Origin of the sequence: Nonomuraea rubra, from assembly GCF_014207985.1 — a bacterium.
Classification (GTDB): Bacteria; Actinomycetota; Actinomycetes; order Streptosporangiales; family Streptosporangiaceae; genus Nonomuraea; species Nonomuraea rubra.
Genome location: NZ_JACHMI010000001.1, coordinates 1,974,465 through 1,998,902 on the forward strand (window position 1 = coordinate 1,974,465; position 24,438 = coordinate 1,998,902).

The following is a 24,438-nucleotide window of genomic DNA, read 5'->3' on the forward strand; positions in this document are numbered from 1 at the left end:
TAGACGACCGTCCTATCTGTCCATCGCATCAACATCGCAGAAGTCACGAGGTGCCCGCCTACCGGCGACTCGGCCAGGTCGGCGGTCCGGTCGGTCGGTGAGCTTCCCGCGGTGGTGCATCGACCACAGCCGTTACGTCCGCGGTCCCGATGGTTCCGCCACCGGGAGTGTCCGGGTAGGCGCAGGAGTCAAGGGTGACGTGGCAGTTGTCGTTCATGATCCACAGTTGGCCGCGCAGTACCTGAATGTCGAATGTCGTGTGAGACGCGGGAGGGAGTGCCAAGTAGGGCTCGTTCAGCGCATTACCGTTCAGCTCAAGCCGTCCCTCGGTGTCGTAGCATTTCACTGCGCCTTCCGGTGTGCCGATGACTCGCCCGACGCGCTCGTCACCCGCTGTGGTGCCGGACCAGCCTTGTGGTGTGGGGTAGATGACGATATCGCCGATGTGGGGAGCGTAGTCGGCTCGTCAGCAGGGGAGGAGCAGCGGGATAGTGGCCGCCCGGTCGGAATGGTCCGCGGCCAGGGCGTAGCCGGCGCCGGGGCTGTCCGCAGTTCAAGAACATCTGCAGGAATCATCCTGGACCGAGTTCGGCGGCTCGGCCACCATCAGAACATGACTGGAAGCGGATCAGCGCGGGCGGGCGGTGGGGGTGCAGGCTCGCGCCTGAACTGGACGGCAGTGAGTGCTCTGGCAGGTACGATCGCAGCCGTGGTCGCGATCTTCGCTTACCTGATGCCGCCCACCACCCCGCCCAGCACAGCAGTTTCCAGTTCGTCCCCGCCTGCATCCTCACCGGATCGGGTCATCACCCGGCCCTCACCATCGCCTGCGGATTCATCGCCCGAGTCCAGCACGTCGCGAGCACCGAGCCGCACGCCGGTGGTCCAGGATTCCCCTTCTCCGCTGCCGGAGGTCCGGTCCGTCGGCTGCGACGAGGCGGCGGCCGCCCTGACCTCCTACCGGAGGAATGCCGGAACCAGCCGCAGCGGCCAGGCGGCCACGGCTCAGCAGACGTACCGCGACCTGATGGGCGCAGCCCTCAACGCGCAGGGAGCGGTGGGGGCGACGATCAGACGACTGGCCGCCGAGTTCCAGGAACTGAACTTCCGTCTGAACGGCATGACCGGCGGCGACCCCAACCAGGTGATCGCAGATATCAATACGGACATCGCGGAGTTCAACAGGTTGTGCGCATTTGCCTGATCGCACCATGATGACGATCAGGGCAACGCGACGCGCGGCCGAGCTCAGGAAGTGCGGAAGGCTGCCGTGGGCATGGGCTCGAAGCAACCCGTAACCCACCTTTGGATGCCTCCTGTCGTTCGAGAGGCGGCCATGCAGTCACCGACCTATCTGCACGACCTTCCGGCCTCCACCCTCTTGGCCTTGATCGGGCGCTTCACGGGAACCGACATCGCCGCCGAGTGGTTCGAGGCCTAGCACTCGTGCATCCGGCCCACTTCCTGACGGCTCATGCTCAGCCCAGAAAGGACGCTCACCCTCGAAATGCTCCCTCATCCAGGTTTACGGCGAGGCCGATGGACTTGCCTTTTCTCTCAAGCCGTGAGTCCCTATCAACCAGATAGCTGTCCGGATTCACCGAGGCCCCTCGGTCGTACTCGCCGCCGCTGCCGCTGCCGCTGCCGCAGGCGCACGGTGCACCTCCCGGGTGGACGCGGTGCGCTCGTGCTGCCGTGAGGCGGTCGCGGGGCATTTCATCTCGCGTGACGGCACACCTGTGAGCAAGACCGGCATACTTTGAGAGCGGGGTCGGTCGGGAAGGCCCGCATCACGCCGGGGAGGCCAGCTCGCTGTTTTTGACCAGGTACATGAACGCTCCGTCGGAGCCCTCGGCGCCGAACATGGCGATCACGACGGGCTTCGCCTTCTTCGGAAGGTCGAACACCAGTACTCTGGTGACCTTTTGGCCGGGGTTGATCTCGTCGTACAAGCCCTGGCCCGTCTCCAGATTCTGACTGATCGTCGCGTTCGAGTCCACGTTGTACTGCTTGCTGTCGCTGTCCAGGAGGCCTGAGTCGGTGCCGTCGAACGAGGCAGGGCTGTTGCCGGTGTTCTTCACCAGGACCCGTACGACGACGTAGGAGCCCTGGGCTTTGTGGCTGTCGATGGAACTGCTCACGGTCTGCTCACGGCTGACGGACACGACCTTCAACGAGAATGGAGGCTCCTTTGTGACAGCACCCAGCGGGATCGGTTTGCGTGCCTGGCTCTTCGTCGGGCTGGGATCGGCGCCTTCAGGGGACGCGGTGGCGGAGGCGAGCGCCTTGTCGAGCCGCGTTGCCGCGTCGCCCACGGCGCTCACCGTGACGACCAGTCCCCACGTTGCGAGTCCCATGGAAATGAGGCCGAGGATGGCTCCCGACAATGCCAAGCCACCGTTGGAGGCGGTGCCGCGGCTTGCCCGGGCGCGACCGACGAAACCAAAGATCACCGCTAGAAGGCCAAGGGTGCCGGAGGCGAAGAACAGGATCGGAATCACCCCGGTCAGCACTCCGATGATGCCGATGACCAGCGCGGCGATGCCTAATCCGTTGCGCATCTGCTGATGGTGATGAGGAGGCACCGTTCCGTAGCCGGGAGGCGGTGCGCCATGCGCAGAGGGGTGCACTCTGTTCGGGTCGTACTGCTGCCCGTAGGGATTGGACATGGCGAATCCTCCACGACGAATGAGACGTGACCGTGCCACCGCAGAGTGATTCCATCCCCGTACAGACCCTTTGCGATGCGCTTAGCCGATCGTAATGGCACGGTCCAACGAATAACAGGCTCGCGCAACATGTGCTCCAATCGTTGCTGCGCTCAGCCATGACCAGGCGCCACGTGCAAACGACCAATGATCTCAGCCCATTGCTGGGGAAGGTCTGCTGGAGGGGAACGCGGGACCGGTCACTCGAGCTCGGCCCCTGAGGTCAGTACGCGAGATCCTTGCGGGTCACGACGGTCGCCGAATGGTCTTTCTGGCCACCGTTTTCCTGTTCGGGGGATACGGGTTGGGCCATCAAACCCATGCCCGAAATGATGGATTTGCACTACTTTTTGATGCGGGACTGGAGGGTGCTCACGAACGCCTCGACGATCTGAGGATCAAAGGAGCTGCCCGCCCCCTTGCGGAGTTCCACCACAGCTTCGTGAATGGAGCGTGGGCTCCGGTAGGTGCGGTCGGTCGTCATCGAGTCGAACGCGTCGGCAACGGTAATGGCGCGGGCGATCTGCGGGATCTCCTCGCCCGCCAGCCCCAGGGGATATCCCCGGCCGTCGAAACGTTCGTGGTGGTGGAGGATGCCCTCAATGGCCCTGGCGATGTGGGGATGGTCGACAGTGGGGTGGCACGTACCCTCGAAAAGGCGCGACAGCCGGCGGACAATGCTCGCTCCATGCGTGACGTGCATCTTGATGATGGTGAACTCCTCTTCGGTGAGGGCCCCAGCCTTCAGGTAGACGGCACTGGGAAGCGCGAGCTTGCCGATGTCGTGAAGCAGGGCGGCGAGGCGTGCTGCCTCGACGTCGTCGGGCGTCATCCTGAGTTGTTGCACGATCATGGCGACGAGCCGAGACATACGTTCGCTGTGATGGCGGAGGTAAGGGTCTTTGAGCTGCATGGCCGAAGTCAGCGCTTGAGCAACATCTGTCGTGAAAGTCCGCGCAACGTCGGCTCCGGATGTGTGGTGCCACAGCGCCTGTGCTTCCTCGGCTTGGCCCTGACCGATGAGCAGTCCCGTCAATCGTACGGCGGCGGACCGGTCGCCTGCTTCTGCCTGGCGGCGCCACATGGTGACTGTTGCCGCGGTCCTGTCTTGCTCGCCTTGCATGTCTGCCAGCGCCGCGACAGCGGACCGGTCGCCTGCTTCCGCTCGATCACGCCATATCGCCACGGCTTCCTGCTTGCGACCTTGGCTGATCAGCAGAGTGCTCAGGAGGCTGATCGCCTGGCTGTTGCTGTTGTTGATGGCCTGGCGGTAGAGGAGTTCGGCGTACTGGTCCAGGAGGCGGGTTTGCGCGGAGTAGGCCGTCCGGGACTGATCGCTGGAGTCGGTGAGGTGGTCGATCATGGCCTGCCAACAGGTGGCGGGCACTTGGAGAAGACGGCGCTGCTGTTCGGCGTGTTGTTGCAGGTAGTCGGCGACCAGATAGCCGCTGATATGCCCCATGGTGGTCTGGTCGGAGACCGGGGCGAGTGCGGCGGCGGCACCACTGAGGGTGGTTGTGGCATAGGCCAGCGCTGTTTCGAACCAGCCGGCTGGTGCTGCGGCGCGCTGGCGAGGATCGCAGTAGCCGGGCGCGGCGGCTCGTAACAGGCCCTCGCTGATGGGTGAGATGACGCCGAGACGGGTGGCATCGATCGCGGCGTTCAGGACGGCGGCGGCGTAGGGGTCAGCCGCGCTCCAGCGGTCCACCAGTTGCGGAGCCGCAGCTATCGTCTGGGTGAGCCCGTAGTCTGCCGATTGCAGGGCAACTGCGATGCGCCGGTCCCCGGCATCCGCGGCAGCCTGTGCTCTTGCCTGCTCGGCGACGCCGAATGAGGCCGGGAGGTGGACGACATCGGCCAGATCGAGCAGTTCGCGTTCGGTCGCGTATGGATCGGACCGGTGAGATGCCGGGAACGCTGTGTAGGTGGTGTAGCGCTCGGGCCACAAGGTGGCGATCATCACTGTCCGAGCGTGCAGCAACGTGCGTACGGTCGCGGCCTGCAGACCGGTCGATCCACCTAGATAACGCTGCAGTTCGTCCAGCCATACCACCAGGCGACCAGGGGGTGCTGTGGCGGCCTGCCGGATCTGCGCCGCATCCGCCGGATGCCACAGCCACCACTGCGGCACGACCGCCTGCAGCGCCTCAATGGCGCAGCGGGTCTTACCCACAGAGGAGCCGCCTACCAGGAGGACCATCCCACCCCTCGCGGCCGCTTTGCTCACCAGGGCGCGCACGCCATCGGGGCTGAGGTCGACATCACGCGCCACGTAAGCAGGCAGGTCGCCGACCGCGTCATCTACCCTGATCGCGGCATGTACGCCGAGTCGGCGCTGATCCGCACGGTTCACCCGCACTGCGTCCGGCAGGCCCTGGGGAGCGCTCGACGCGACTCGCTGCCGAGCGGCGTGCCAGGCCGCTCGCTGATCGCGCACCACGCCGCACGCGCGCAGGTATCGCTCCAGCGTCTCCTGCGTCGGCAGCGTCGCACCTGACAGGAGATTGTTCAGAGTGCTCGACGGGAGCGTGTCCGGTCTCGCTGCCTTGGCCAACTCGCTGTAGGAGCGGCTCTCCCGCAGCTGATCAAGGGCTTGGGCAAGCTCGCTCAACGTCTCGACCGTGACTGGGTCAGGTGTAACGGCCATTGTAGGCTCCGGCTGGTCAGTTCCCGCCTGCGTGCGTTTGCCACAAGACAGTCGGGAGCGGCGGACGTCCTGTCTTGCAGTATCACCCGCTGGTGAAGATCACGCCGGTCGCTCACCCTCTGCGCATTCATCGGCAGGCTTGCTTTCCCCCCGAGGTGGATGAGATACAACTGGACGCCGGGCGGCGATGAGAGCAGCGACCAGGTTGAGAGTGGCCACGGCCAGAGGAAGAAGGGCGAGCAGGAGATCCATGACGTTCGCTCCAGACTTTCGCACGGCTGGGTGCACGGCGCTTCGCCCTCAAGCACAATCCGCCAACGGTGGGTTCGGCACTCCATCCGGACCTGTTCGGATGAACATCTCGATTGATTGCAAGTTCGGGCAGACCGGATGGGCCCCAGGGGTGTATTCAGAGCGGGGATCGGCGAGTCCGGTGCTGTCCGTCGTGTATGGCCGAAGACTCATGTAGCCGGTTCAAGACCGTCATTGCCGACGTCCACCTGGTGGGGACCGCCGTGCCTGCTTGGTCGTTCCGAGTTGGGGGGATCGGTGGGTGGGCCGAGTGGGGAGTCGTTGGCCAGGTCCAAGTCGGCGGCGAGGATGGTGAGGACTTGGATCATGACCTGCGGCGCCAGCTCGTACTCGCCGCACCGCCGTTGTGTGATCAGCCTGGCGCTGTGCAGTGGGCGCAGGTGATGGTAGAACTGGCCGCCGGTCTGCTCGCCGCCGAGGGACTCCAGGACGTCGGTGGTGGTGCACCGGCCCCGTCGTACGAGCGTGGTGAGCGGGGCCAGTTTCGGCCGGCTGCCCAGGGACTCCAGGATGCCGGCCACCGGGCCCACTCGGCAGACAGCAGTTCGGCGAGAGAGTGCTGTCTGTCCCACAGAGTCTCGCTGGCGGCCAGCCGTGCGGCTCCGACGTAGCCCACCGTTCCGAGGTTGTCCTCCGTTGTCCTCCTCTTGCGCCTGGCGGAGCATGCCGGTGGCGGTCGCGGTGAGGGGCGGCGGCTCCGGAGGGCGTCGCGGTAGAACTACAGTGAGGCTTTTCCAACCTGATCGCGCTGGTCAGCGGGGGCGGCGCGAGGACGGGTTGGCATGAGAAGAGGCTCTCGGTAAGACAGCAGTCGACCAAGATCCGATGCCTCTACCGGAGAGCCTCGTTGCTGTCTTACCCTGCCGCGATTCCGCTGTCCAATCACACCCTGATCCGGCTGGCCGAACTGATCCGCGCCCGGCGTGCCGAGCGCCGCTGCCGGTGGCGGCGCCTGGACCCATCCCGGCAAGCCCTGCTCGTGCTCGCCCATCTGCGCAACGGCGACACCTACGCGCGTCTGGCCTCGGGCTTCGCCATCGGCACCAGCACCGCCTGGCGCTACGTCCGTGAGGCGACCGACCTGCTCGCCATGCTCGCCGACGATGTGCACGCCGCCGCCTTACGCGCCGGCCGGCTGGCCTACGCCATCCTGGACGGCACCCTGATCCCGATCGACCGGCTGGCCGACGAACGGCCGTACTACTCCGGCAAACACCGATGCCACGGCGTGAACGTGCAGGTCCTGGCCGATCCGGCCGGCCGCCTCGTCTGGGCCTCACCTGCGATGCCCGGCGCCACGCATGACTTGACCGCGGCACGCGCCACCGGCCTGATCGACGCGCTGACCACCACAGGCGTACAGACCTTCGCCGACAAGGGATACCAAGGCGCAGGCGGCAGCATCCGCACGCCGTTCAAAGGCCATCGACTGCGGCCACCGCTGTCACGCCATCAGCGCTCGGTCAACCGCGCACACGCCCGCATCCGCGCCTGCGGCGAACGCGCCGTCGCCACCTTGAAGACCTGGAAAGTCCTGACCCGCCTGCGCTGCTGCCCGCACCGCGCCACCACCATCGTGCAGGCCATCCTCGTCCTGCAACTCATCGAAGAGGGCCGCTACGCAGGATGAAAAGCGCTCCTTGAAGATGTCACACTCTCCGAAGAAGTACATCAGGACGACGAGTGCGTTCAGCTCCATAGGGGATCGTTGCGAGGCGTTGCCGAGGATGTGTCGTTCCAGCTCCCACAGGATGTCGTCCGCAGGGCCCAGGGTCTCGATGATCATCTCGTAGTGCGCGCGAAAGCCCGCCGCGACCTCGTCTCGCTCGTTGGGGTCTCGCCGCCCGCGGTAGTAGTCCTCCACGTGGCTGACATATGGCAGGGCAAGCCGCATGCGATGCCTCACGTCCCAGGAGAACCCGTTGTAGTCCATCTTCGTCAGCGGTGGCCGGGGGAGGGGCGGCAGGTCTTCGAGTGGACGGCGATACTGTGCGAGATGATCCAGCAAGGGAACTAGTTCCTCCAGCACAACGCCGACAACCACCGACTGCGCCGGAAACGGGCCTAGAAAGTCTTCGACCTGCCACTTCTCCATCCTGCAGAACTGTGTGTAGAAGTGGTTACGCCCGAAGTTCTCGAAGGCCAGCTGCGGATGGTCGTTCCGCGCCGCAGCGAGCAGGCTCGCCACCTGCGGGTGGAGGCCCCTCCGGTCGTTGTGGACGAAGACGAATGTACTGAACTCCTCCGCGCGCTTCTTGATGGCCTTGCTCAGATCGTCTTCGAATTTATCCGAGATATGTCTCGGCACCACCGTCTGCGGCGCGTAACACGCGTAGAGCTTGCTGCCACAGAGGAGAAGACCGTCGGCGCCCTGGTCGCCAAGTCGGCCAGCGGTACGAACGTTGAGAAAGCTCGGATCTGATGTGCTCATAACTCGATGGAAGAACTCCTCGAACGCTTCGCCATGAAGCTCATCGAGTTTCGAGTTGAGCATGAACCTGATCGACGAGCGCTCCCAAATCTCCACGCACTCCTCCATCGACATACCCTTGGCGCGGCTCGCGAACCGGCGGACACTCCTGACCTTAAGGAGAGTAGCCCCATTCCGGCTCGAACGTCATCGAGTTCCAATGCCGAACAGGCCCGATGACCCCTTTGCGGCTATATGGCTTCGTGCGTGTGTGACCCTCCGGGCCGGGCACCATCGCCTCGTCCCCCGGCAAACAGAAAGCGACCTGGTAGGAGCCAGCGCATCGGCCGCTACGACGATCCGGACAACTCTTCTGCTGTGCCGCACCTGAACACGGGGCGACTCGCCTGCGTCCGCCGTTCGTGAGCGGCGGCCCCTCGTTACGGGCAGCGCTCCAAGCCACCCCTACTTCATCATCCACAACGGACGCCGCTACGGCTCCAAGGCGATCGCCGGCGTGGCTCTTTGCGGCGTCAACGGGCACGCGCTTCGCGCAACGGAGTTCTCCGGAGGGGCCGCATGGTCGGCAGGGTCCTCGGCCACCTCGGTTTCCTGGTCCGCCCATACCAAGACGCATCACCTGCCGAGGCGCTCCTGCAGATGATCAGCGACCTCGACACCGCCGTCTCGAACGGCCGCCCCAAGCGTCACGATGCGCTCACCCCATGTGGGCCCTCGGCCGAGCGGCACACCGAGCCGGACGCCGGGACTTGGGCATCAACCGCAAGACCCTGCGCGTGCGGGTGAAGGAGGCCCGCGCGAACGGAACGGCAGAGGCCAAGAAAGACGGTCCTGGTCAAGCGGCCGGTGCGGGGTCGGCTATCGTCCGACGACGTGCTGGAAGAGGAGAGCAAGCAGTTCAACGCCCGGATCCGGGAGCTGGAGCTGGAGCGCGACATCCTACGCCGGGCGGCAAAGTATGTCGCCGGCGAGACGCGCGCTGTGAGGCGTTGATGGTCCGTATGAAGGTGCTCGTGTGGGATGGATCATTGGACGTATTGCTGTGGGCAGTCTGGGCCGTGCCGTGGGCTGCATACAGCGATGGTGTTCACCCATCGGTCGGTGTAAGTGTGGCCCTTGTAGGTGTATGCGACCTCCACGTGCGTGCGACTGGTTCGGCCGGTGGCTTGGGTGACGCGCAGCCCGATCAGCAGTTCGTGTCCCTTCTTGCGAGGGCGGCCCTGCTCGGCGGGCAGCACGTAACCCTCGGCCGGGGAAAGCGGGCCCAGACCCTCTGTGCGCGGCGGAAAGCCGGTCAACGCCTGCTGCATGGTGTATTTGCGCGCGTATCCCGCGATCCGGGCACCGACTTGGCGCAGCCCGTTCCCCTCGAGGACGGTCGTGACCCGGGTGATGGTGACCGGTGCGTCGCCGAAGTTGTAGAGCACCACCCAGCCGTCGGTGAACACCGTTCCTCGGTCGTAGCGCAGTGCGTACCCCGTGGGAGGGGCCGATTTCAGTGGTCCCTGGCCGACCCGGCGGGAGGCATCCACCCGTCCGTCGTCGCCAGGGGTGGCGACAGACGCAGGACCGGGTGCGCTCGTACACGCCGCGAGGGGCAGGCAGAGGAAGAGGCCGACGGCCCGCACACGGGTGCGCGGGCCGGGCCGTTGAGGCATCGGGGTCACCTAGTACTGCTCCATGACGTATGACGCATAGACGGGAACGTCTTCCAGCCCGCAGATGTGCGCTGATCGGACAGGTGTCACGGTCAGTTTCCAACTCTCGCCGTTCGTCGTCCTGGAGTCGAGTTTCACCGTGCTGAAATCGACGCCGCCGTAACGGGTCCATGTGGTGTCCCGGGCGACCCAGGTCGGGGAGGAGATGGGGACGACGGTGTCAGGGTCCGGGCACACGCCCTGATTGCCTCCGCCGGGAATGATGTCGTTGCCACCGGTGAACCGGTACGGTCGCCACTCGTACTTTCCGGAGAGCCTCTTCTCCAGGGTGATGTGGTGCTCACACCACAGATCCCAGGTGCGGAATTCGAATTCCGCTTGGAAGTGTGCGGGCCGGTAGTGGCCGATCTCGAAGTTGATTCCGGCGGAATTGCTCTGCACGTTGGTGAAGCCCGCTTTGGCCAGCGCTCCACCGGCGGCAATGTTGGCCGCTGCTTCGATCTGTGTCGTGTTGGTGGTGCTCCAGGCGTAGGTAGCGGTGGTGTTCGGACCTGTCGCGTGTGCCCGTACGGTGACCAGGCTGCGCTTGATAGGCAGGTCGGACATGGCGAAGTAATAGCCTTCGTTGCTGTTGCAGTATTGAGCGGGATTGGGAATTGACTGAGTGGTCTGCCCCGATGAGCCGGATGGGTAGCCCAGCAGGCGAAGGGAGGACGCGTCTTCGGGGAAATGGTCTACGGTGACCTCGGCGGCGGTTCGGGAGCCGTCTATCTTGCGTAGCTCCTCCGACACCGACCTGCGTGCCGGAGTGGGTTCGGCGAGCATCCACCGGCCCTTCGACGCAGCGGGCGCCTTCAGGTAGATGCGCCGCCAGACGCTGTCCTGCCCACCGGACGAGGTGATAAGGGCTGACACCACGCCGTGTTCGTCGGCGTATCCCCGAAGGTCGTCGAAAGAGGGTGCGGTGAAGGAGAAGGTTCCGTCCGCGGCGGTGTGAGTCTCGCTGACCTTGATGTATTCCAGCCCGACCGCGGTGCCGGCCGCTGCGATGACAGAGGCGGCCGGTTCCAGGTCGATCCGCAGCGGCGTGTCTGCCAGCGGCTGGCCTTCCGGGTCGTACAGCGCTCCGGCCACCAAGGAGCTGCTGCTTTGTCCTGCGCGGAGTGCCTCTGTTGCTTGCTCCGCCAAAGCTTTGTTGGGCTGCTGTACGCTGCTGAGCCGGTGCTCCGGCTCCACGGTTGCGACGGACGGCGTTGCGCCGGCAGCCATGGTGACGATGGTTAAGACGCCGCCCAAGGCAGCCCGTAATGCTTGTCGTGCGGACATGAGGTTAGACTCCCTGCTGCATCGAAGGTGCGCCACGGGCGGGCGACCTCGCCAGGAATCCCGTCCGTGGCTTTGAACTCGGTCTCGAGAACCGCCCACATACCCTGCTTGATGTCATGGTTCGATACAAGATCTTGACAGCCTACGTGACGCAGGGTATGTGTCGAGCCGAAAATCCTGGTGAATAAGCTCTGTATGTGCAGGTAGGCGATTGTGCGCCAATGCTTGAGCCTTCGAGAGGCGTTTTTCTGGTAATTCGAATTTCCGTCTCTTAGGTTACTGCGACGCCGTTGCGTGCCCGTGATCGTATGCGCCCTAGGGCGCTGAGGGAGGTCAAGGCACGCATGTGCCGCCCAGAGCTCTCATCCAAAGGGATATCGACCGCATCGGCACTGTCCTCGAACAGCTCCGCAAGACGACGGGAGATCGTGAACGGCCCAGCCCACAAGGACCAGATAGAGGGTGTCTGAAAAGGGTCAGGGCGAGCGTCCGCTGTGGCGGTGCAGCAGGATCACGCCGAACCGACCGGTATCGAAGACGAACTCCACGGCGAGGGTGCCGTCCACCAGGTCATGACGTGATGATGGCCGCCATTCGAGCAGGGCGACCTCGTGGAGTTCCTGGCCGACGAACGGTTCGAGCCGCTCGTCGGTGCTGGACCATGCCGGTGTCTGCTCGATGTACTCCCATCCGCTGATCGCGGCCGTCGTGTCGATGGTGTTCCACCCGATCGACAGCTCGTCGAACTTCCAGTGGCAGATCTCCGCCTGGATGCCGTCGAAGTCCAGGACGACGGGGCAGTCGGCGAACCAGTCCCCATCTTCGGCGAAACGTACGAGTGCGAACCCCGTCAGACGCCTGCCTGCAAGCGCGGCCAGAGCCGGTCCGTGTGCCTGGCGGACGGCTTCGAGTCCGACGAGGAAGGCCGGTTGGAAGCCGGAGATTCCCATCGCGGTAGGCGATTGTCCAGGTTTATCGCGGAACCAGCTAGCCGATACGTTCCGCCAGGCCGTAGGGCCCACCTGGTTACTGGCATCCGGCCACGTCCACGGACGTGGTGTATGAATCGATCTTCGCGTGATCCTGTTTCTGCAGGTTAAGCGGTAAGTGTGTGCGGAAGTGGATTTGGGGTCGGTGTGTCGCCGGTGATCAGCCGGACGCGGGCTTTGGCGAGGATGTCCAGGCCCATGTAGCGGCGGGCTTCGGTCCATTCGTCGGTCTGTTCGGCCAGCACCGCGCCGACCAGCCGGATGATCGAGGGCCGGTCGGGGAAGATGCCCACCACGTCGGTGCGGCGGCGGATCTCTTTGTTCAACCGTTCCTGCGGATTGTTCGACCAGATCTGCCGCCAGGTCTCACGCGGGAAGGCAGCGAAGGCGAGCAGGTCCTCGCGGGCGGCGTCCAGATGTTCACATGCGGCCGGATACTTCGCCTCCAGGGCGTCGATGACCCAGGCGTGCTGGGCGCGAACTTGCTCGGCGGCAGGCTGGTCGAAGATGGTGCGCACCAGGGTGGCCACCCACGGCTGGGCCGACTTGGGCACGGTGGTGAGCAGATTGCGCAGGTAGTGGAGCCGTCAAGAAATAAGGCGTTGCTTTTCGATCTTGAACTCGTTGGCCTGGTATGGGCATACCGGACGAAGTCCGCGATCAGCTTTCCTTGCGGTTCAGGGTGCTGTTTCCGCATTTGAACGAGCGGCAGCGGCGTCTGGTGATGGGCCAGGAGGCTCGGCTGCTCGGACATGGTGGGGTGCGGGCGGTGGCGGCAGTGGCCAGAGTGTCCGAAACGACGGTCCGTGCCGGCGTGTTCGAGCTGGAGGCCGGTGAGGATCCGCTGCCGGATGGCCGTGTCCGTCGTCGTGGTGGCGGTCGCAAGACGGCTGAAGCTCAGGACCCGGATCTGGTGCTGGCACTGCTGGCGCTGGTGGAGCCGGATGAGCGCGGGGATCCGGCCTCGCCGCTGCGCTGGACTACCAGGTCGCTGCGTGATCTGGCCCAGGAACTGACCCGGCAGGGCCGTCCGGTCTCGGCTCCGACGGTGGGCCGGCTGTTGAAGGACCAAGGCTTCAGTTTGCAGGCCAATGCCAAGACGCTGGAAGGCAAGCAGCATCCGGACCGGGACGCGCAATTTCGTTACATCAACGAGCAGGTCAAGGCTCATCAGGCGGACGGTGAGCCGGTGATCAGCGTGGACACGAAGAAGAAGGAGTATCTGGGCGATCTGCCGAACCCCGGCCGACAATGGAGGCCCAAGGGCGACCCGGTCCGGGTTGAGGACCACAGCTTCTTCTTCACCGGTCCGCACGTGCCGCACGCGATCCCGTACGGAATCTACGACATGGCCCGCAACACGGGCTGGGTGAACGTCGGGATCGACCACGACACCTCGGCGTTCGCGGTGGAATCGATCCGGCGCTGGTGGCGCGGCCGCGGCAGCCTGGACTACCCGAACGCGAACCGGCTGCTCATCACGGCGGACTGCGGAGGCTCCAACAGCTATCGCTTCCGGTTATGGAAGGCCGAGCTGGCTGGCTTCGCCGCCGAGACCGGGCTGACGGTGACCGTCTGCCACTTCCCGCCGAGCACCAGCAAGTGGAACAAGATAGAGCACCGGCTGTTCTCGCACATCACCATGAACTGGCGCGGCAGGCCGCTGACCAGCCACGAGGTCGTGGTCAACAGCATCGCCGCGACCCGCACCCACACCGGGCTGACCGTCACGGCCGAACTGGACACCAACGCCTACCCGCTGGGCGTGTCGGTGTCGGCCGAGCGGATGAGCATGCTGCCCATCGTCCCGCATACCGAGCGCGGCGCCTGGAACTACACAATCAGCCCGGCAGACGGCCACCCGCCCCTGTCCCCATGCGATGACCAGGCGCGCATCCGGTCCGAAAGCCTGCATGCTCTGGCCGATCCCCGGCTGACTGGGATGAGCCGCCAGGAGCTGAACGAGCTGGCCGCATGCCTGGCTCCGGGTCAGGCGGCCCTGGCCGAGCAGCGCAACTTCGAAATCCGTGGTGGCCCACGCCGGCAGGCCAAGGCTAACCACGGACGCCCCCTGCTCACCGACGCCGACAAGACCCTGATCGCCATTGTCTATCTCCGCCAGATCTGCTCCCAGCGCGTCCTGTCGGAGATGCTCGAGATCAGCCAGCCGCCGATCGGTCAGGCGATCACCGAGACCGGCAAGCTCCTGGCCGCCCGCAAACTCACGATCAAGCCCACCGTGCTGCGCTTCACCAGCGCCGGTGCGCTGCGCGACTTCCTGGACAGCAACACCGTCCCGGCACGGCCGAACCGGCTGGCGCTGCTCGCCGATCCGGCACTGACCGGGATGAGCCGCCCGGAACTGGCCGCGCTGACCGAGCGCCTGTCGCTGCGGCAGGCCGCCGAGGCCGAGCAGCGCAAGCATCGCCAGCGCGGCGGTGACCGGCAGGCCAGCGCTCGTGGAGGCATCTTCCAGGAGAAGATCACCGACGCCGAGCGCGTCCTGGCGGTCATCCTTGGCATGCGCAAGGTCTGCACCTGGCAAGTCGTGGCCGAGCTGTTTCAGGTGAGCCGGCGAACCATCGGAAACGCGCAGATCTGGGTCCGCCCGCTGCTGGAGGAGACCGACTACACCGTCACCCGAGCCGCAACCCGCTACTCCAGCGCCGACGCGCTCCTGAACGCCCTCACACCACACGACGACAACCCAGCAGTCACAGAATCGACACCTTGATTTTTTACGGCTCCAGTGGGTGCGGCAGCGCTGCCAGCACGCGCCCGGCAGGGCGGCGCCGATCGCCTCGACCAGGCCGCGGTGCGCGTCGGAGATGACCAGCTGCACCCCGGACAGGCCGCGGGCGACCAGGCCGCGCAGGAACGCCAGCCAACCGGCGCCGTCCTCGGCCGAGGTGACCTCCAGGCCGAGCACCTCGCGCTGGCCGTTGGCGTTGACGCCGGTGGCCACCAGCGCGTGCACGTTGATCGTGCGGCCGCCCTCACGCACCTTCTGGGTCAAGGCGTCGATCCAGACGAAGGTGTACGGGCCGGCGTCCAGGGCGCGTGTGCGGAAGGCTTCGACCTGCTCATCCAGCACCTTGGCCATCTGCGAGACCTGGCTCTTGGAGATGTGCTTGATGCCGAGCTGCTCGACCAGCTTGTCCACCCGCCGGGTGGAGACGCCGAGCAGGTAGCTGGTGGCCACCACGCTGATCAGCGCCTGCTCGGCCCGCCGCCGTCGCTCCAGCAGCCAGTCCGGGTAGTACGAGCCCGAGCGCAGCTTCGGAATCGCCAGCTCGATCGTGCCCGCCCGGGTGTCCCACTCGCGCGCCCGGTAGCCGTTACGGGAGTTGGTCCGCTCGTCGCTGCGCTGCCCGTAGGCGGCCCCGCACAGGCTGTCGGCCTCGGCCGACATCAACGTCTCGGCCATGGTCTTCACCATGGATCGCAACAGATCCGGGTCACCGGTCTCGATCTGCTGCGCCAGCCACCGCTCAGGCGACACACTGTTGTCCGCGGTCATCGCCGTTCTCCTTCTTGGAATCGTTGCTACGAAGGATCACGCGATGACCGTTCTCATTTCACGACGCCACACCTGCTGACCAGGTCAAACTCGTACACCACTTCCGCGGACGCAACCTGGCATCCAGGAGGGTGATCCGGTTGACGTGCCCTTCAGTTGACCCAGAGCTGAAGGGGCGAGTCGGATGCGGGGGCGGCGTTCGCAGTGGCTCTCCTGCGGTCTGGTCGTAGCCTCCTGTACTCTGGTGGCTAGGGCTCTCCTTGGGGCGGGACGTGTACTTGGTAGACGAAGGTGCGCCTGCAGCGCAGGTTTGCGCACGCATTTGGCATGGTCACCGGTGGCGTTGGGCCAATGTGCAGGCGGTCGTGGCGGGTACCGGTGGCCGGGATGGCGGAGAATTAGGCCCCTGAGCTGGGGAAACGCTTCCAAGATCATCCCGCGCATATCCCCTGATCATGGTCTTACGGTTGCATGCGGGCACCGCTGGTTGCCTATCAAGGTCACAAAACAAAAGACCTGCGGCTGTGAAACCGCAGGTCAGGGGCTGAAAACGCTGATCTAGGTAAGTGCCCCCGGCAGGATTCGAACCTGCGGCACCCGCTTTAGGAGAGCTCGAGTCGAACGGCGTCCGGTTTCTCTACTGACGGGTCATATGTGATTGTTGCTCGGCCTGCCTCGGCTCCTCAGCAAGGACCTCCTCGCTGTCCATCGCTGGGCGGGTGTTTACGCTGGTGAAAGCGATGCTCCCGGGCGAGAGCCTTACAAGGGGGTCCCGCTCTTCAGATGCGGGTGTCTTCACAGAGGTACTCCTGTTGCAGTCGGCTCAGCCGGCGGTTGCCTTGGCGTAGTGGAACACCTCGGGTGGGAGCGCATGCTTCAGGCGCCAGACAAACCGGATGGGCCGCTCGCCCTCGTGGCTCACGTACTGCACAGGCCCTGCGTACGTGAATGGCGGAGCGCCGAGTCCTTCCTCGCGTTTGGAACGGAGCAATGATCGAAATCTGTGGATCTGCCGGGAAGGGGTGTACCTTCCCGGATCATCCGATGATGGTTTCGAGATAAGGCCGACGTTGCAGCGTCGGTCGGGAAGGCACACCCGTGCCGCTCACCGTAGTGCCCGAGCCGCCCGCTGACGACAGCCCGATGCCCGCGTCGGCTTCGCTGATCGATCAGATCGTCCGCGAGGGAGCCCGCAAGATGCTCGCCGTCGCGTTGCAAGCCGAGGCGGACGCCTACATCGCCGCTTTCGCCGACGAGCGTGACGAGGCCGATCGTCGCCTGGTCATGCGCAGCGGCTACCACCAGCCCCGCGAACTGCTGACCGCGGCCGGCGCGATCGAGGTCAAGGCTCCGCGCGTCAACGACAAGCGCATCGATGCGGAAACCGGCGAGCGCAGACGGTTCTCCTCCGCGATCCTGCCCGCCTGGGCTCGCAAGACGCCGCAGATCAGCGAGGTGCTGCCGCTGCTGTATCTGCATGGGCTGTCGTCAGGAGATTTCGCCCCCGCGTTGGGGCAGTTCCTCGGCTCGGCCAGCGGCCTGTCCGCCTCGGCCATCACCAGGCTCACCGAACAGTGGAAGGCCGAGCAGCGTGTCTTCGCTGATCGTGACCTGTCCGGCGTCGACTACGTCTACCTGTGGGTAGACGGCATCCACGTCAACATCCGGCTGGAGGAGCACAAGCTGTGCCTGCTGGTGATGATCGGCGTGCGCGCGGACGGTCGCAAAGAGCTCGTCGCCTTGACCGATGGCTATCGTGAGTCCACCGAGTCATGGGCCGACCTGCTCCGCGACTGTAAGCGGCGCGGGATGCGCGCCCCCGTGCTGGCGATCGGCGATGGCGCGCTTGGCTTCTGGTCGGCGCTGCGGGAGGTATTTCCGCAGGCCAGGGAGCAAAGGTGCTGGGTTCACAAAATCGCCAACGTGCTGGGGGCGTTGCCGAAGTCGGCTCACCCGGCCGCCAAGAAGCACCTGGCGCAGATCTGGAACGCCGAGGACAAAGAGCACGCCCAAGCAGCGGTGGCCGATTTTCAGGCCGCCTACGGCGCCAAGTATCCCAAGGCCGTCGCCAAGGTGGCCGACGACCTGGATGAGCTGCTCGCCTTCTACGACTACCCCGCCGAGCCTTGGGTGCATCTGCGCACCACCAACCCGATCGAGTCGACCTTCGCCACGGTCCGTCACCGCACCAAGGTCACCAAATGGCCGGGCTCACGCGCGGCCGGCCTGGCGATGGCCTTCAAGCTCATCGAATCGGCCCAGGCTCGCTGGCGGGCGGTCAATGCCCCACACCTGGTCGCCCTCGTCCGTGCGGGCGCCCGCTTCGAACGCGGCGTCCTGCTGGAACGTCACGAGAGCAAAGACGCCGCATGACCACTCCCGGCCGCTACGACTACTGCGGGCTCTACCTACGCGGCGCCGGCCAAGAGGCCGCGATCGAGCTGACCGCCCATGCCACCGGCGCGACACGCGATGGCTGCCTGCTGCGCATCGACACCATCGAGATCGAGATCCGGCGCAACGACACCTTCACCCACGATGGGACCGACTTCCCCACCTGGCCGATCAAGATGGAGATCGAAAGAGGGAACGCCCCCAGCCACCAGGTCATCGAGACGGTGTCCAAGATCCTCACCTGCGCCTGGCAGGCAGGCCATGACGCAGTCGCTGCCTGCGACTACGAAGACGAACTTCCCGACCACGGCGGATACCCCCGCTACCGAGACTGACCACCCACCCGATCCACAGAAATTGACAATTGCTCGTGGAACACCTCAGGTGGGAGCGCATGCTTCAGGCGCCAGACGAACCGGATGAGCCGCTCGCCCTCGTGGCTCACGTACTGCACAGGCCCTGCGTACGTGAATGGCGGAGCGCCGAGTCCTTCCCTCCCTCGCGGGCCCTCGCGCTTGGAACGCCTGACGTACAGGTGAACCGTAGAGTCACCTGTCACGTAGCGCCGCGCGGTGGGGGTCGACGACCGCAGCATGCTCTGCGACTCCCACAGGAAGAGCTCTTCGCTAATCGCTCGATTGAGGTAGAGCGTGGTGGGAGAGTAACGGCCCTCAGACTTGTCAATCGTGGCGAAGAACAGGTCTGCCTGATGCGCTTGAACGTACCTGACGCCTTCCCTCTTGTGCACAGGCTTGTCGACACCGAAAGCAGCCAGTACCTCGTTCTTGCTGTGGCGGGCGTGCACATGCAGCGGCACCACAGCGTCCAGCGGTGGAGCCACGTGGCGCAGGCCCGAGCGCAGCACCCCCGCAAGCTCTCTCAGCTCTGCAGCACGAGCACCCGTGAGGCGGGCGAACCGGGCCGCCATCTCGGAGACCGGCCCGGTGCCGCCCCACAACATCACGTCCAGCATGGCCATCAGGCGTAGCTCGCGCGGGGATTCTGGAACTCTTCCGGCCAGCAGCTCGGTCAGGAAGGTGAGACGCTCGACGTCGTCGATGTGCAACATCCGGCCGAAGGCCCGTCCGAGTGCTTTGTCACCCGGAGCGGCGCCGAAGCCTGCGGCGTGCCGCAGGGAGGCCCAGCCCTGACGATCCCGGTACAGATCCTCCACGTCCAGCCCGGTCTCCCGTAGGAAGGTGGGCAGGTCGACGTCGCCGAGGTCGCGCAGCTCGTGTGCCAGATCCCGCCAGTTCAAGTTGAGCGCCTGCCGGACGTTTTCGAGAACGAGCCGGCGTACGTCGCGGTCCACGTCGATGACGCAGCCGGCGGGCAGTGTCGGGAAGCCGTGCTCGATCTCCCTGGCGATGCCGGTACGGCTGGCGCCGGTGAGCGCTCGGTAGCGGCGGTCGAAGCGGAACTGTTTGTACTGGTGGCCGACGAAGTCGAGCACGGTCAGGCACGGCTTGTCGTCGGCGAGCCGCAGGCCGCGGCCGAACTGCTGCAGGAAGACGGTGGCGCTGTCGGTGGGCCGCAGGAACAGCACGGTGTCGATCTCCGGGACGTCGACGCCTTCGTTGAAGAGGTCGACGGTGAACACCGCGTTGATCTTCCGTTCCCGCAGGTCGCGCAGTGCCTGATCCCGTTCGTCACGCGAGCTGTTCGTGGTGACGGCGACGGACGGCAGTCCGGCCCGGTGAAGCGGTCGGCCATGAAGCGGGCGTGGTCGATGCTCACGCAGAAGCCGAGGGCCCGCATCCGTCCCACATCGCCCACTTTGCGGTGCAGCGTCTCGAGAATCACGGCGGCGCGACGGTCGTTGCCGGTGTAGACGTTCGAGAGCGGCCGAGGTCATATCCCTGGCCTCTGCGCCAGCCGATCTGGCGCAGGTCGGTGCCGTCATGTACCCCGAAATACTGGAACGGGGCCAGTAGTCCCCGCTCCAGCGCCTCCCACAAGCGCAGCTCGGCGGCGATCCGGCCGTCGAACCAGTGCTTGACGTCCTGCCCGTCGGCGCGTTCCGGCGTCGCGGTCAAGCCCAGGAGCACCTTGGGCCGCACTCCGGTGAGCAGCTTGCGATAGGTGGCGGCCTCGGCGTGGTGGAACTCGTCCACGATCACCATGTCAGAGCGGTCCGGCTCGGGGAGCGGGTTGGTGTCCAAGCTCTGGATCGAGGCGAACACGTGCCGCCAATGCTCGGGGCGGGCGCCGTCCACGTACAACTCGCCGAACGTCTCGTCCCGCAGCACCTGCCGGAACGTCAGCAGGCTCTGTCGCAGAATCTCCTTGCGGTGGGCTACGAATAGCACCGACTCCGCCTGTCCCGCCATCCGCAGCCGGCGGTAGTCGAGCGCGGCGACCACGGCCTTGCCGGTGCCGGTGGCCATGACGACGAGGTTGCGCCACCTGTTGTGGATCTCCCGCTCGGCGGCGAGCTCGTCCAGGATCTCGCGCTGGTAGGAATACGGGCGTACGTCCACGTGCGCGAAGTCGAGCACCAGGCCGTTGCCGCCCGACCGCTCGGTGGACAGAGCGCGGTCGAGCCGCTCGGCGTCGTGCGCCGGGTCGTAGGGCTCGAACGACGGATCGCCCCAGTAGTCGTCGAAGGTGGCGGCGAATGTGTCGATCAGGTGCGGCTGCTCGGCCTGGGCGAGCCGGACGTTCCACTCCAGTCCGTGGCTGAGCGCGGTGCGCGACAGGTTGGACGAGCCCACGTAGCCGTGGACAACCCGTTATCCCGGCGGAACAGCCAGGTCTTCGCATGCAGCCTGGTCATCCGGGTGTCGTAGGAGACGCGGATCTCGACACCCATCGCCGCCAGCCGGTCCAGGGCCAGGCGGTCGGTGGCGCCGATGTAGGTGGTGGTCACCACCCTCAGCCGGCCGCCGCGCTGGAGGAACTCCTCGATCGCCTCGGCCAGCACCCGCACACCGTTCCACTTCACGAACGGGCACAGCAGGTCGACATGGTCGGCGGAGGCCAGCTCTCGCTTCAGCTCATGGCCGATCTCTGGCTGCCCGGCGCCCGTTGACCAGCAGCGCACTGCCGGTGAGGGGGACCGCCGGTCGGGGCGGAAAGCGCACCTGGCCACCGGCGTCCCGGCCCTTGGCAATCCAAAGCAGCTCTTCCGCGGCCCTCCACCATCTCCTCGGGGGAGGCGGCCTCGGGTACCAGGTCGCCAAGGAGATCGGCGACCCGATTGACGATCTCCACCTGCCGGGCCAGCCGCACCGCGTCGTTCTCACCCCGCACCGAACGCAGAGCCCGCCGGGTGAGCGCGGCCAGATGCCGGACGAGGGTCTCGTGGGAGTCGGCGAGGTCCAGGGAACGCCGGTCGATCAGATCACGATCGGACACCGTACGCAGCAGGCCATCCAGCTCACGCGTGACCAGATGCTGATAGACGCCCGGCTGGAGATCGCTCACCCGGCGACTATAGGGCGCGGCCGGCCCCCGCGACAGGCCGGAATCCCCCTACACTGGCCGATCGTGGACTGGATCGAGCGGGTGGCCGAGATCCGGCGCTGGAGCAGGGGCGGCGAGCGCGCCCCGCACAAGCCACTCCTCCTCCTGTACGCCCTGGGCCACTTCCAGCGGCACGGCAACGGCCCCATCCCGTTCAGCGCCGCCGAGGCCGAGCTGAGGAAACTGCTCAAGGAGTACGGCCCGCCGCGTGACACCAGCCCCGGCTACCCCTTCCATCACCTGACGAACGACGGCCTCTGGCTGGTCGACACCCGGCATGGCCCCGGCAGCCCGGGCCCGGAGCTGGGCCGCCTGCGCGACGGCCAGGCCGCCGGCCGTCTGCATCCCGATCTGGCCCGCGCGCTGGCGGAGGAGCCCGGCCTGCTGGGGCGGATGGCCCGCTACCTCCTGGACGCCAACTTCGCGCCGTCCCTGCACACCGACCTGTGCCTGCTGGCCGGCCTGGACCTGGAGACGCTGGAAACCCTCACGGAGATCAAGAAGCAGCGTGACCGGGGTTTCCGTGACCGGGTGCTCATGGCGTACGAGTACTGCTGCGCGTTCTGCTCCTACGACGGCTGGCTGGACGGGGCGGTGGTGGGGCTGGACGCCGCGCACGTGCGCTGGTGGGCCTTCGACGGGCCCGACGACGTGGCGAACGGGCTGTGCCTGTGCGCCATCCACCACATACTGTTCGACAAGGGCGTCATCGGACTGACCGCGGAGCGCACCATCGCCGTCTCGGCCCGGTTCGTCGGCCGCTCGCAGTCGTCCCGGGACATGGTGCTCTCCCTGGCGGGCAGGCCTGCCCGACAGCCCCAGCCCGGCCTGGACGAAGTCGAGCAGGACCACATCGGCTGGCACAACCACCAGGTGTTCCGCACGCCCGCCCGAGGTTAAGGTCACTGGCTGCGAGATCTGGACGCGCAGTCGGCCGACTCACGAGCCGAACGTCCGCGACGCCTGACACCAAATTGTCGCAATGGCGGCGTACCGTCACTGGCATGCCCGCCTAGGAATGCTGTGCAAGCGGACAGGCGTCATGCGAGGGGATGGCGAAGCTAACCGCGCCGCTACTTTTTGTCATTTTGACAAAAACCTAGAGTCGGGCGCATGAGCGACGATCGATGGGAGCCGCCCGCCATCTTGCTCGCCGTTGACCTGGTGATCCTCACCCTGCGCGATTCCCGCCTCCACGTGCTGCTCGTCGAGCGCGGCATCGAGCCGTACAAGGGCGCCCAGGCGCTGCCGGGCGGCTTCCTGCAACACTCACAAGAAAGTCTCCTCGTCGCGGCTCATCGAGAACTGGCGGAGGAGACCGACCTGAGCGTCGGGACGCTCCGGCTGGAACAGCTCGGTGTCTACGACGACCCAGGGCGGGACCCTCGCGGCCGGGTGGTGAGCGTCGCCTTCCTGGCCATCGCCCCGAGGCTGCCCGAGCCGACCGCCGGCACCGATGCCGCCGACGCCACTTGGCAGCCCACCGACCGGGTGCTCTCCGGTGAGCTGGACCTCGCGTTCGATCACCGGTGCATCGTCACCGACGGCGTCGAGCGTGCCCGCGCCAAGCTCGAACACTCCGCACTCGCCACGGCCTTCTGCGGGCCGACGTTCACGATCACCGATCTTCAGGACGTGTACGAGGCGGTGTGGGGGATGCCGCTCGATCCCCGGAACTTCTACCGGAAGATCAAGAAAACCGATGGCTTCATCCTCCCTGCCGGTTCGGCGCGCAAGGCCGCGACCGGGCGACCGGCCCGGCTGTTCCGGGCAGGCCCGCGCGAAGTCCTGTACCCCCCGATGATCCGCCCCGCCGAAAACTCGCCGAACGGAAAGGAGCCGGCGCAGTGAGCCCTGTTGTGATCCTCACCGCACTCGACCTGGAATACCAGGCGGTCCGCGAAAAGCTGGCCGGCCTGCGGCTGCACCGGCACTCCCAAGGCACCCTCTTCGAGGTGGGCCGGCTGGTGGATGGTCGGTGCCAGGTGGTCCTGGCGCACGTCGGCAAGGGCAATCTTTCCGCGGCGGTGCTGGCGGAACGCGCCATTGCCGAGTTCCGGCCGGCCGCGCTGCTCTTCGTGGGAGTGGCCGGCGCGCTGCACGCGCACATCGCGCTCGGCGACGTCGTGGTGGCCACGCACGTGTACGCGTTCCACGGCGGGACCAGCCAGGACGACGGTTTCAAGAGCCGTCCCCGAGTCTGGGAGACCTCGCACGTCGCCGACCAGATCGCCCAGCACCTGCACCGCACCGGCGCCTGGGCCGGGGACCTCGACCCTCGGCCGCAGGTGCATTTCGGGCCGATCGCCGCGGGGGAGGTGGTGCTGAACTCCCGGCTCTCCGAGCACGCCCACTGGATTCGCGAGCACTACAACGACGCACGTGCGATCGAGATGGAAGGCGCCGGAGTGGCACAGGCCGGCCACCTGAACCGGGCGCTGCCTGTGGTCGTCATCCGCGGTATCAGTGACCGGGCCGACGGCACCAAGGAAGCCACGGACCGCGAGCAGTGGCAGCCGCGCGCCGTGGCCAGCGCGGCCACGTTCGCCGCGGCTCTGGCCGAGGAGCTGTCCGCCGAAGGATCCACGACAAGGAGCTCTGCCATGCCCGAGACGAACAGGAACATCGCCAAGGGGAACGCGCACGTGGGAGTGCAGGCCGGCATCGTGCACGGCGGCGTCCGGATCACTCCTGAGACGTCCCGGCCGGAGGACCTGCCGGAGGCGCTGGTGGGGTTCCGCTCCCGGCTGTGGCAGGCATGGGCGGACGGGCACCTGGACGAGGCGACGTACAAGGCGGCGGAGGCGGAGCTCAGCGCGGCCGACCAGGCTCTGGAAGGCGAGATGCCGGATAGGAGGAACGCGCTGACGCTGGCGCTGAAGAAGCTGCGCGGGCTTGTCGGTGATGTGGCCGCGCTGGCGGCAGAGCTCACCGCCATCATCGCCCTAGCCCAATCCCTGTCATGACAGAGCCAGGGCACCGTGTCGA

19 protein-coding genes and 4 pseudogenes are annotated in these 24,438 nt (G+C 66.2%); 9 read left to right on the forward strand and 14 right to left on the reverse strand.

Annotated elements, in window-relative coordinates:
* Positions 1-58: 58 nt before the first annotated feature.
* Positions 59-445 (reverse strand): S26 family signal peptidase, encoded by a 387-nt coding sequence (locus HD593_RS65075; protein ID WP_350669274.1) that lies wholly within the window; start codon positions 443-445, stop codon positions 59-61.
* A 264-nt stretch (positions 446-709) separates the two neighbouring features.
* Between HD593_RS65075 and HD593_RS09195 the strand changes: the two genes are divergently transcribed.
* Positions 710-1,204: a hypothetical protein gene (locus HD593_RS09195; RefSeq protein ID WP_185101763.1), complete on the forward strand. Its 495-nt coding sequence runs from the start codon at positions 710-712 to the stop codon at positions 1,202-1,204.
* A 586-nt stretch (positions 1,205-1,790) separates the two neighbouring features.
* Here the strand turns inward: HD593_RS09195 and HD593_RS09200 are convergent.
* The 3 genes from HD593_RS09200 to HD593_RS09210 all read right to left on the reverse strand — a co-directional run bounded on the left by HD593_RS09200 (position 1,791) and on the right by HD593_RS09210 (position 6,197).
* On the reverse strand, positions 1,791-2,669 hold the full coding sequence (locus tag HD593_RS09200; RefSeq protein ID WP_185101764.1) for a DUF4190 domain-containing protein: 879 nt from the start codon (positions 2,667-2,669) through the stop codon (positions 1,791-1,793).
* A gap of 382 nt (positions 2,670-3,051) precedes the next feature.
* A complete protein-coding gene (locus tag HD593_RS09205) occupies positions 3,052-5,319 on the reverse strand; it encodes an HD domain-containing phosphohydrolase (RefSeq protein WP_185101765.1) in 2,268 nt (755 codons plus the stop codon).
* A 497-nt stretch (positions 5,320-5,816) separates the two neighbouring features.
* Entirely contained in the window at positions 5,817-6,197 is a 381-nt protein-coding gene (locus HD593_RS09210; protein WP_185101766.1) for an ArsR/SmtB family transcription factor, read from the reverse strand.
* A gap of 317 nt (positions 6,198-6,514) precedes the next feature.
* On the opposite strand from HD593_RS09210, the gene HD593_RS09215 reads away from it, so the two are divergent.
* Positions 6,515-7,297 carry a transposase family protein gene (locus tag HD593_RS09215; RefSeq protein ID WP_185101767.1) on the forward strand — a complete coding sequence of 261 codons (783 nt, stop codon included), beginning with the start codon at positions 6,515-6,517 and terminating at the stop codon, positions 7,295-7,297.
* 21 nt (positions 7,298-7,318) lie between these two features.
* On the opposite strand, the pseudogene HD593_RS64260 reads toward HD593_RS09215, so the two are convergent.
* Positions 7,319-8,212: pseudogene (locus HD593_RS64260) on the reverse strand (ABC-three component system protein); the annotation flags it as partial.
* 322 nt (positions 8,213-8,534) lie between these two features.
* Between HD593_RS64260 and HD593_RS65545 the strand changes: the two are divergent.
* Positions 8,535-8,741: pseudogene (locus HD593_RS65545) on the forward strand (ScoMcrA-related endonuclease); the annotation flags it as partial.
* A gap of 382 nt (positions 8,742-9,123) precedes the next feature.
* Here HD593_RS65545 and HD593_RS09220 read toward each other — a convergent pair.
* The 4 genes and pseudogenes from HD593_RS09220 to HD593_RS09235 form a co-directional block, all read right to left on the reverse strand.
* Positions 9,124-9,546, reverse strand: a complete 423-nt coding sequence (locus HD593_RS09220) for a hypothetical protein (RefSeq protein ID WP_185101768.1) — start codon at positions 9,544-9,546, stop codon at positions 9,124-9,126.
* 219 nt (positions 9,547-9,765) lie between these two features.
* Complete coding sequence (locus tag HD593_RS09225; RefSeq protein WP_185101769.1) at positions 9,766-11,082, reverse strand: hypothetical protein; 1,317 nt, start codon at positions 11,080-11,082, stop codon at positions 9,766-9,768.
* 476 nt (positions 11,083-11,558) lie between these two features.
* Complete coding sequence (locus HD593_RS09230; RefSeq protein ID WP_185101770.1) at positions 11,559-12,032, reverse strand: hypothetical protein; 474 nt, start codon at positions 12,030-12,032, stop codon at positions 11,559-11,561.
* 146 nt (positions 12,033-12,178) lie between these two features.
* A pseudogene (locus tag HD593_RS09235) lies at positions 12,179-12,658 on the reverse strand (transposase); the annotation flags it as partial.
* Positions 12,659-12,705: 47 nt separating this feature from the next.
* Between HD593_RS09235 and HD593_RS09240 the strand changes: the two are divergent.
* Positions 12,706-14,805, forward strand: coding sequence for an ISAzo13 family transposase (locus tag HD593_RS09240; protein ID WP_185101737.1), 2,100 nt, complete (start codon positions 12,706-12,708; stop codon positions 14,803-14,805).
* A 9-nt stretch (positions 14,806-14,814) separates the two neighbouring features.
* Here the strand turns inward: HD593_RS09240 and HD593_RS09245 are convergent.
* Positions 14,815-15,591 (reverse strand): annotated as a pseudogene (locus tag HD593_RS09245) (IS256 family transposase); the annotation flags it as partial.
* Positions 15,592-16,734: 1,143 nt separating this feature from the next.
* On the opposite strand from HD593_RS09245, the gene HD593_RS09250 reads away from it, so the two are divergent.
* Together HD593_RS09250 and HD593_RS09255 are read left to right on the forward strand one after the other, a co-directional pair.
* Entirely contained in the window at positions 16,735-17,964 is a 1,230-nt protein-coding gene (locus HD593_RS09250; RefSeq protein ID WP_185111738.1) for an IS256 family transposase, read from the forward strand.
* A complete protein-coding gene (locus tag HD593_RS09255) occupies positions 17,961-18,320 on the forward strand; it encodes a hypothetical protein (protein WP_185101771.1) in 360 nt (119 codons plus the stop codon). Before HD593_RS09250 ends, HD593_RS09255 begins: the two co-directional genes overlap by 4 nt.
* Here HD593_RS09255 and HD593_RS61215 read toward each other — a convergent pair.
* The 4 genes from HD593_RS61215 to HD593_RS61230 are packed head-to-tail and all read right to left on the reverse strand — an operon-like array spanning position 18,308 to position 21,411.
* Positions 18,308-19,888: a DUF3427 domain-containing protein gene (locus HD593_RS61215; RefSeq protein WP_312903408.1), complete on the reverse strand. Its 1,581-nt coding sequence runs from the start codon at positions 19,886-19,888 to the stop codon at positions 18,308-18,310. The genes HD593_RS09255 and HD593_RS61215 overlap by 13 nt on opposite strands.
* Positions 19,785-20,699: a DEAD/DEAH box helicase family protein gene (locus tag HD593_RS61220; protein ID WP_312903409.1), complete on the reverse strand. Its 915-nt coding sequence runs from the start codon at positions 20,697-20,699 to the stop codon at positions 19,785-19,787. Before HD593_RS61220 ends, HD593_RS61215 begins: the two co-directional genes overlap by 104 nt.
* Positions 20,612-20,929: a phospholipase D-like domain-containing protein gene (locus HD593_RS61225; RefSeq protein WP_246546418.1), complete on the reverse strand. Its 318-nt coding sequence runs from the start codon at positions 20,927-20,929 to the stop codon at positions 20,612-20,614. The genes HD593_RS61220 and HD593_RS61225 overlap by 88 nt, the downstream gene beginning before the upstream one ends.
* A gap of 47 nt (positions 20,930-20,976) precedes the next feature.
* Entirely contained in the window at positions 20,977-21,411 is a 435-nt protein-coding gene (locus HD593_RS61230) for a hypothetical protein (RefSeq protein ID WP_246546421.1), read from the reverse strand.
* Between the two features lie 63 nt (positions 21,412-21,474).
* On the opposite strand from HD593_RS61230, the gene HD593_RS09265 reads away from it, so the two are divergent.
* The 3 genes from HD593_RS09265 to HD593_RS09275 all read left to right on the forward strand — a co-directional run bounded on the left by HD593_RS09265 (position 21,475) and on the right by HD593_RS09275 (position 24,416).
* The gene (locus HD593_RS09265) at positions 21,475-22,350 is read left to right on the forward strand and encodes a phosphorothioated DNA-binding restriction endonuclease (protein WP_185101772.1); all 876 of its coding nucleotides are present in this window, start codon (positions 21,475-21,477) and stop codon (positions 22,348-22,350) included.
* 213 nt (positions 22,351-22,563) lie between these two features.
* Positions 22,564-23,301 carry an NUDIX hydrolase gene (locus HD593_RS09270; RefSeq protein ID WP_185101773.1) on the forward strand — a complete coding sequence of 246 codons (738 nt, stop codon included), beginning with the start codon at positions 22,564-22,566 and terminating at the stop codon, positions 23,299-23,301.
* Positions 23,298-24,416 (forward strand): 5'-methylthioadenosine/S-adenosylhomocysteine nucleosidase, encoded by a 1,119-nt coding sequence (locus tag HD593_RS09275; RefSeq protein ID WP_185101774.1) that lies wholly within the window; start codon positions 23,298-23,300, stop codon positions 24,414-24,416. Before HD593_RS09270 ends, HD593_RS09275 begins: the two co-directional genes overlap by 4 nt.
* Positions 24,417-24,438: the final 22 nt, after the last annotated feature.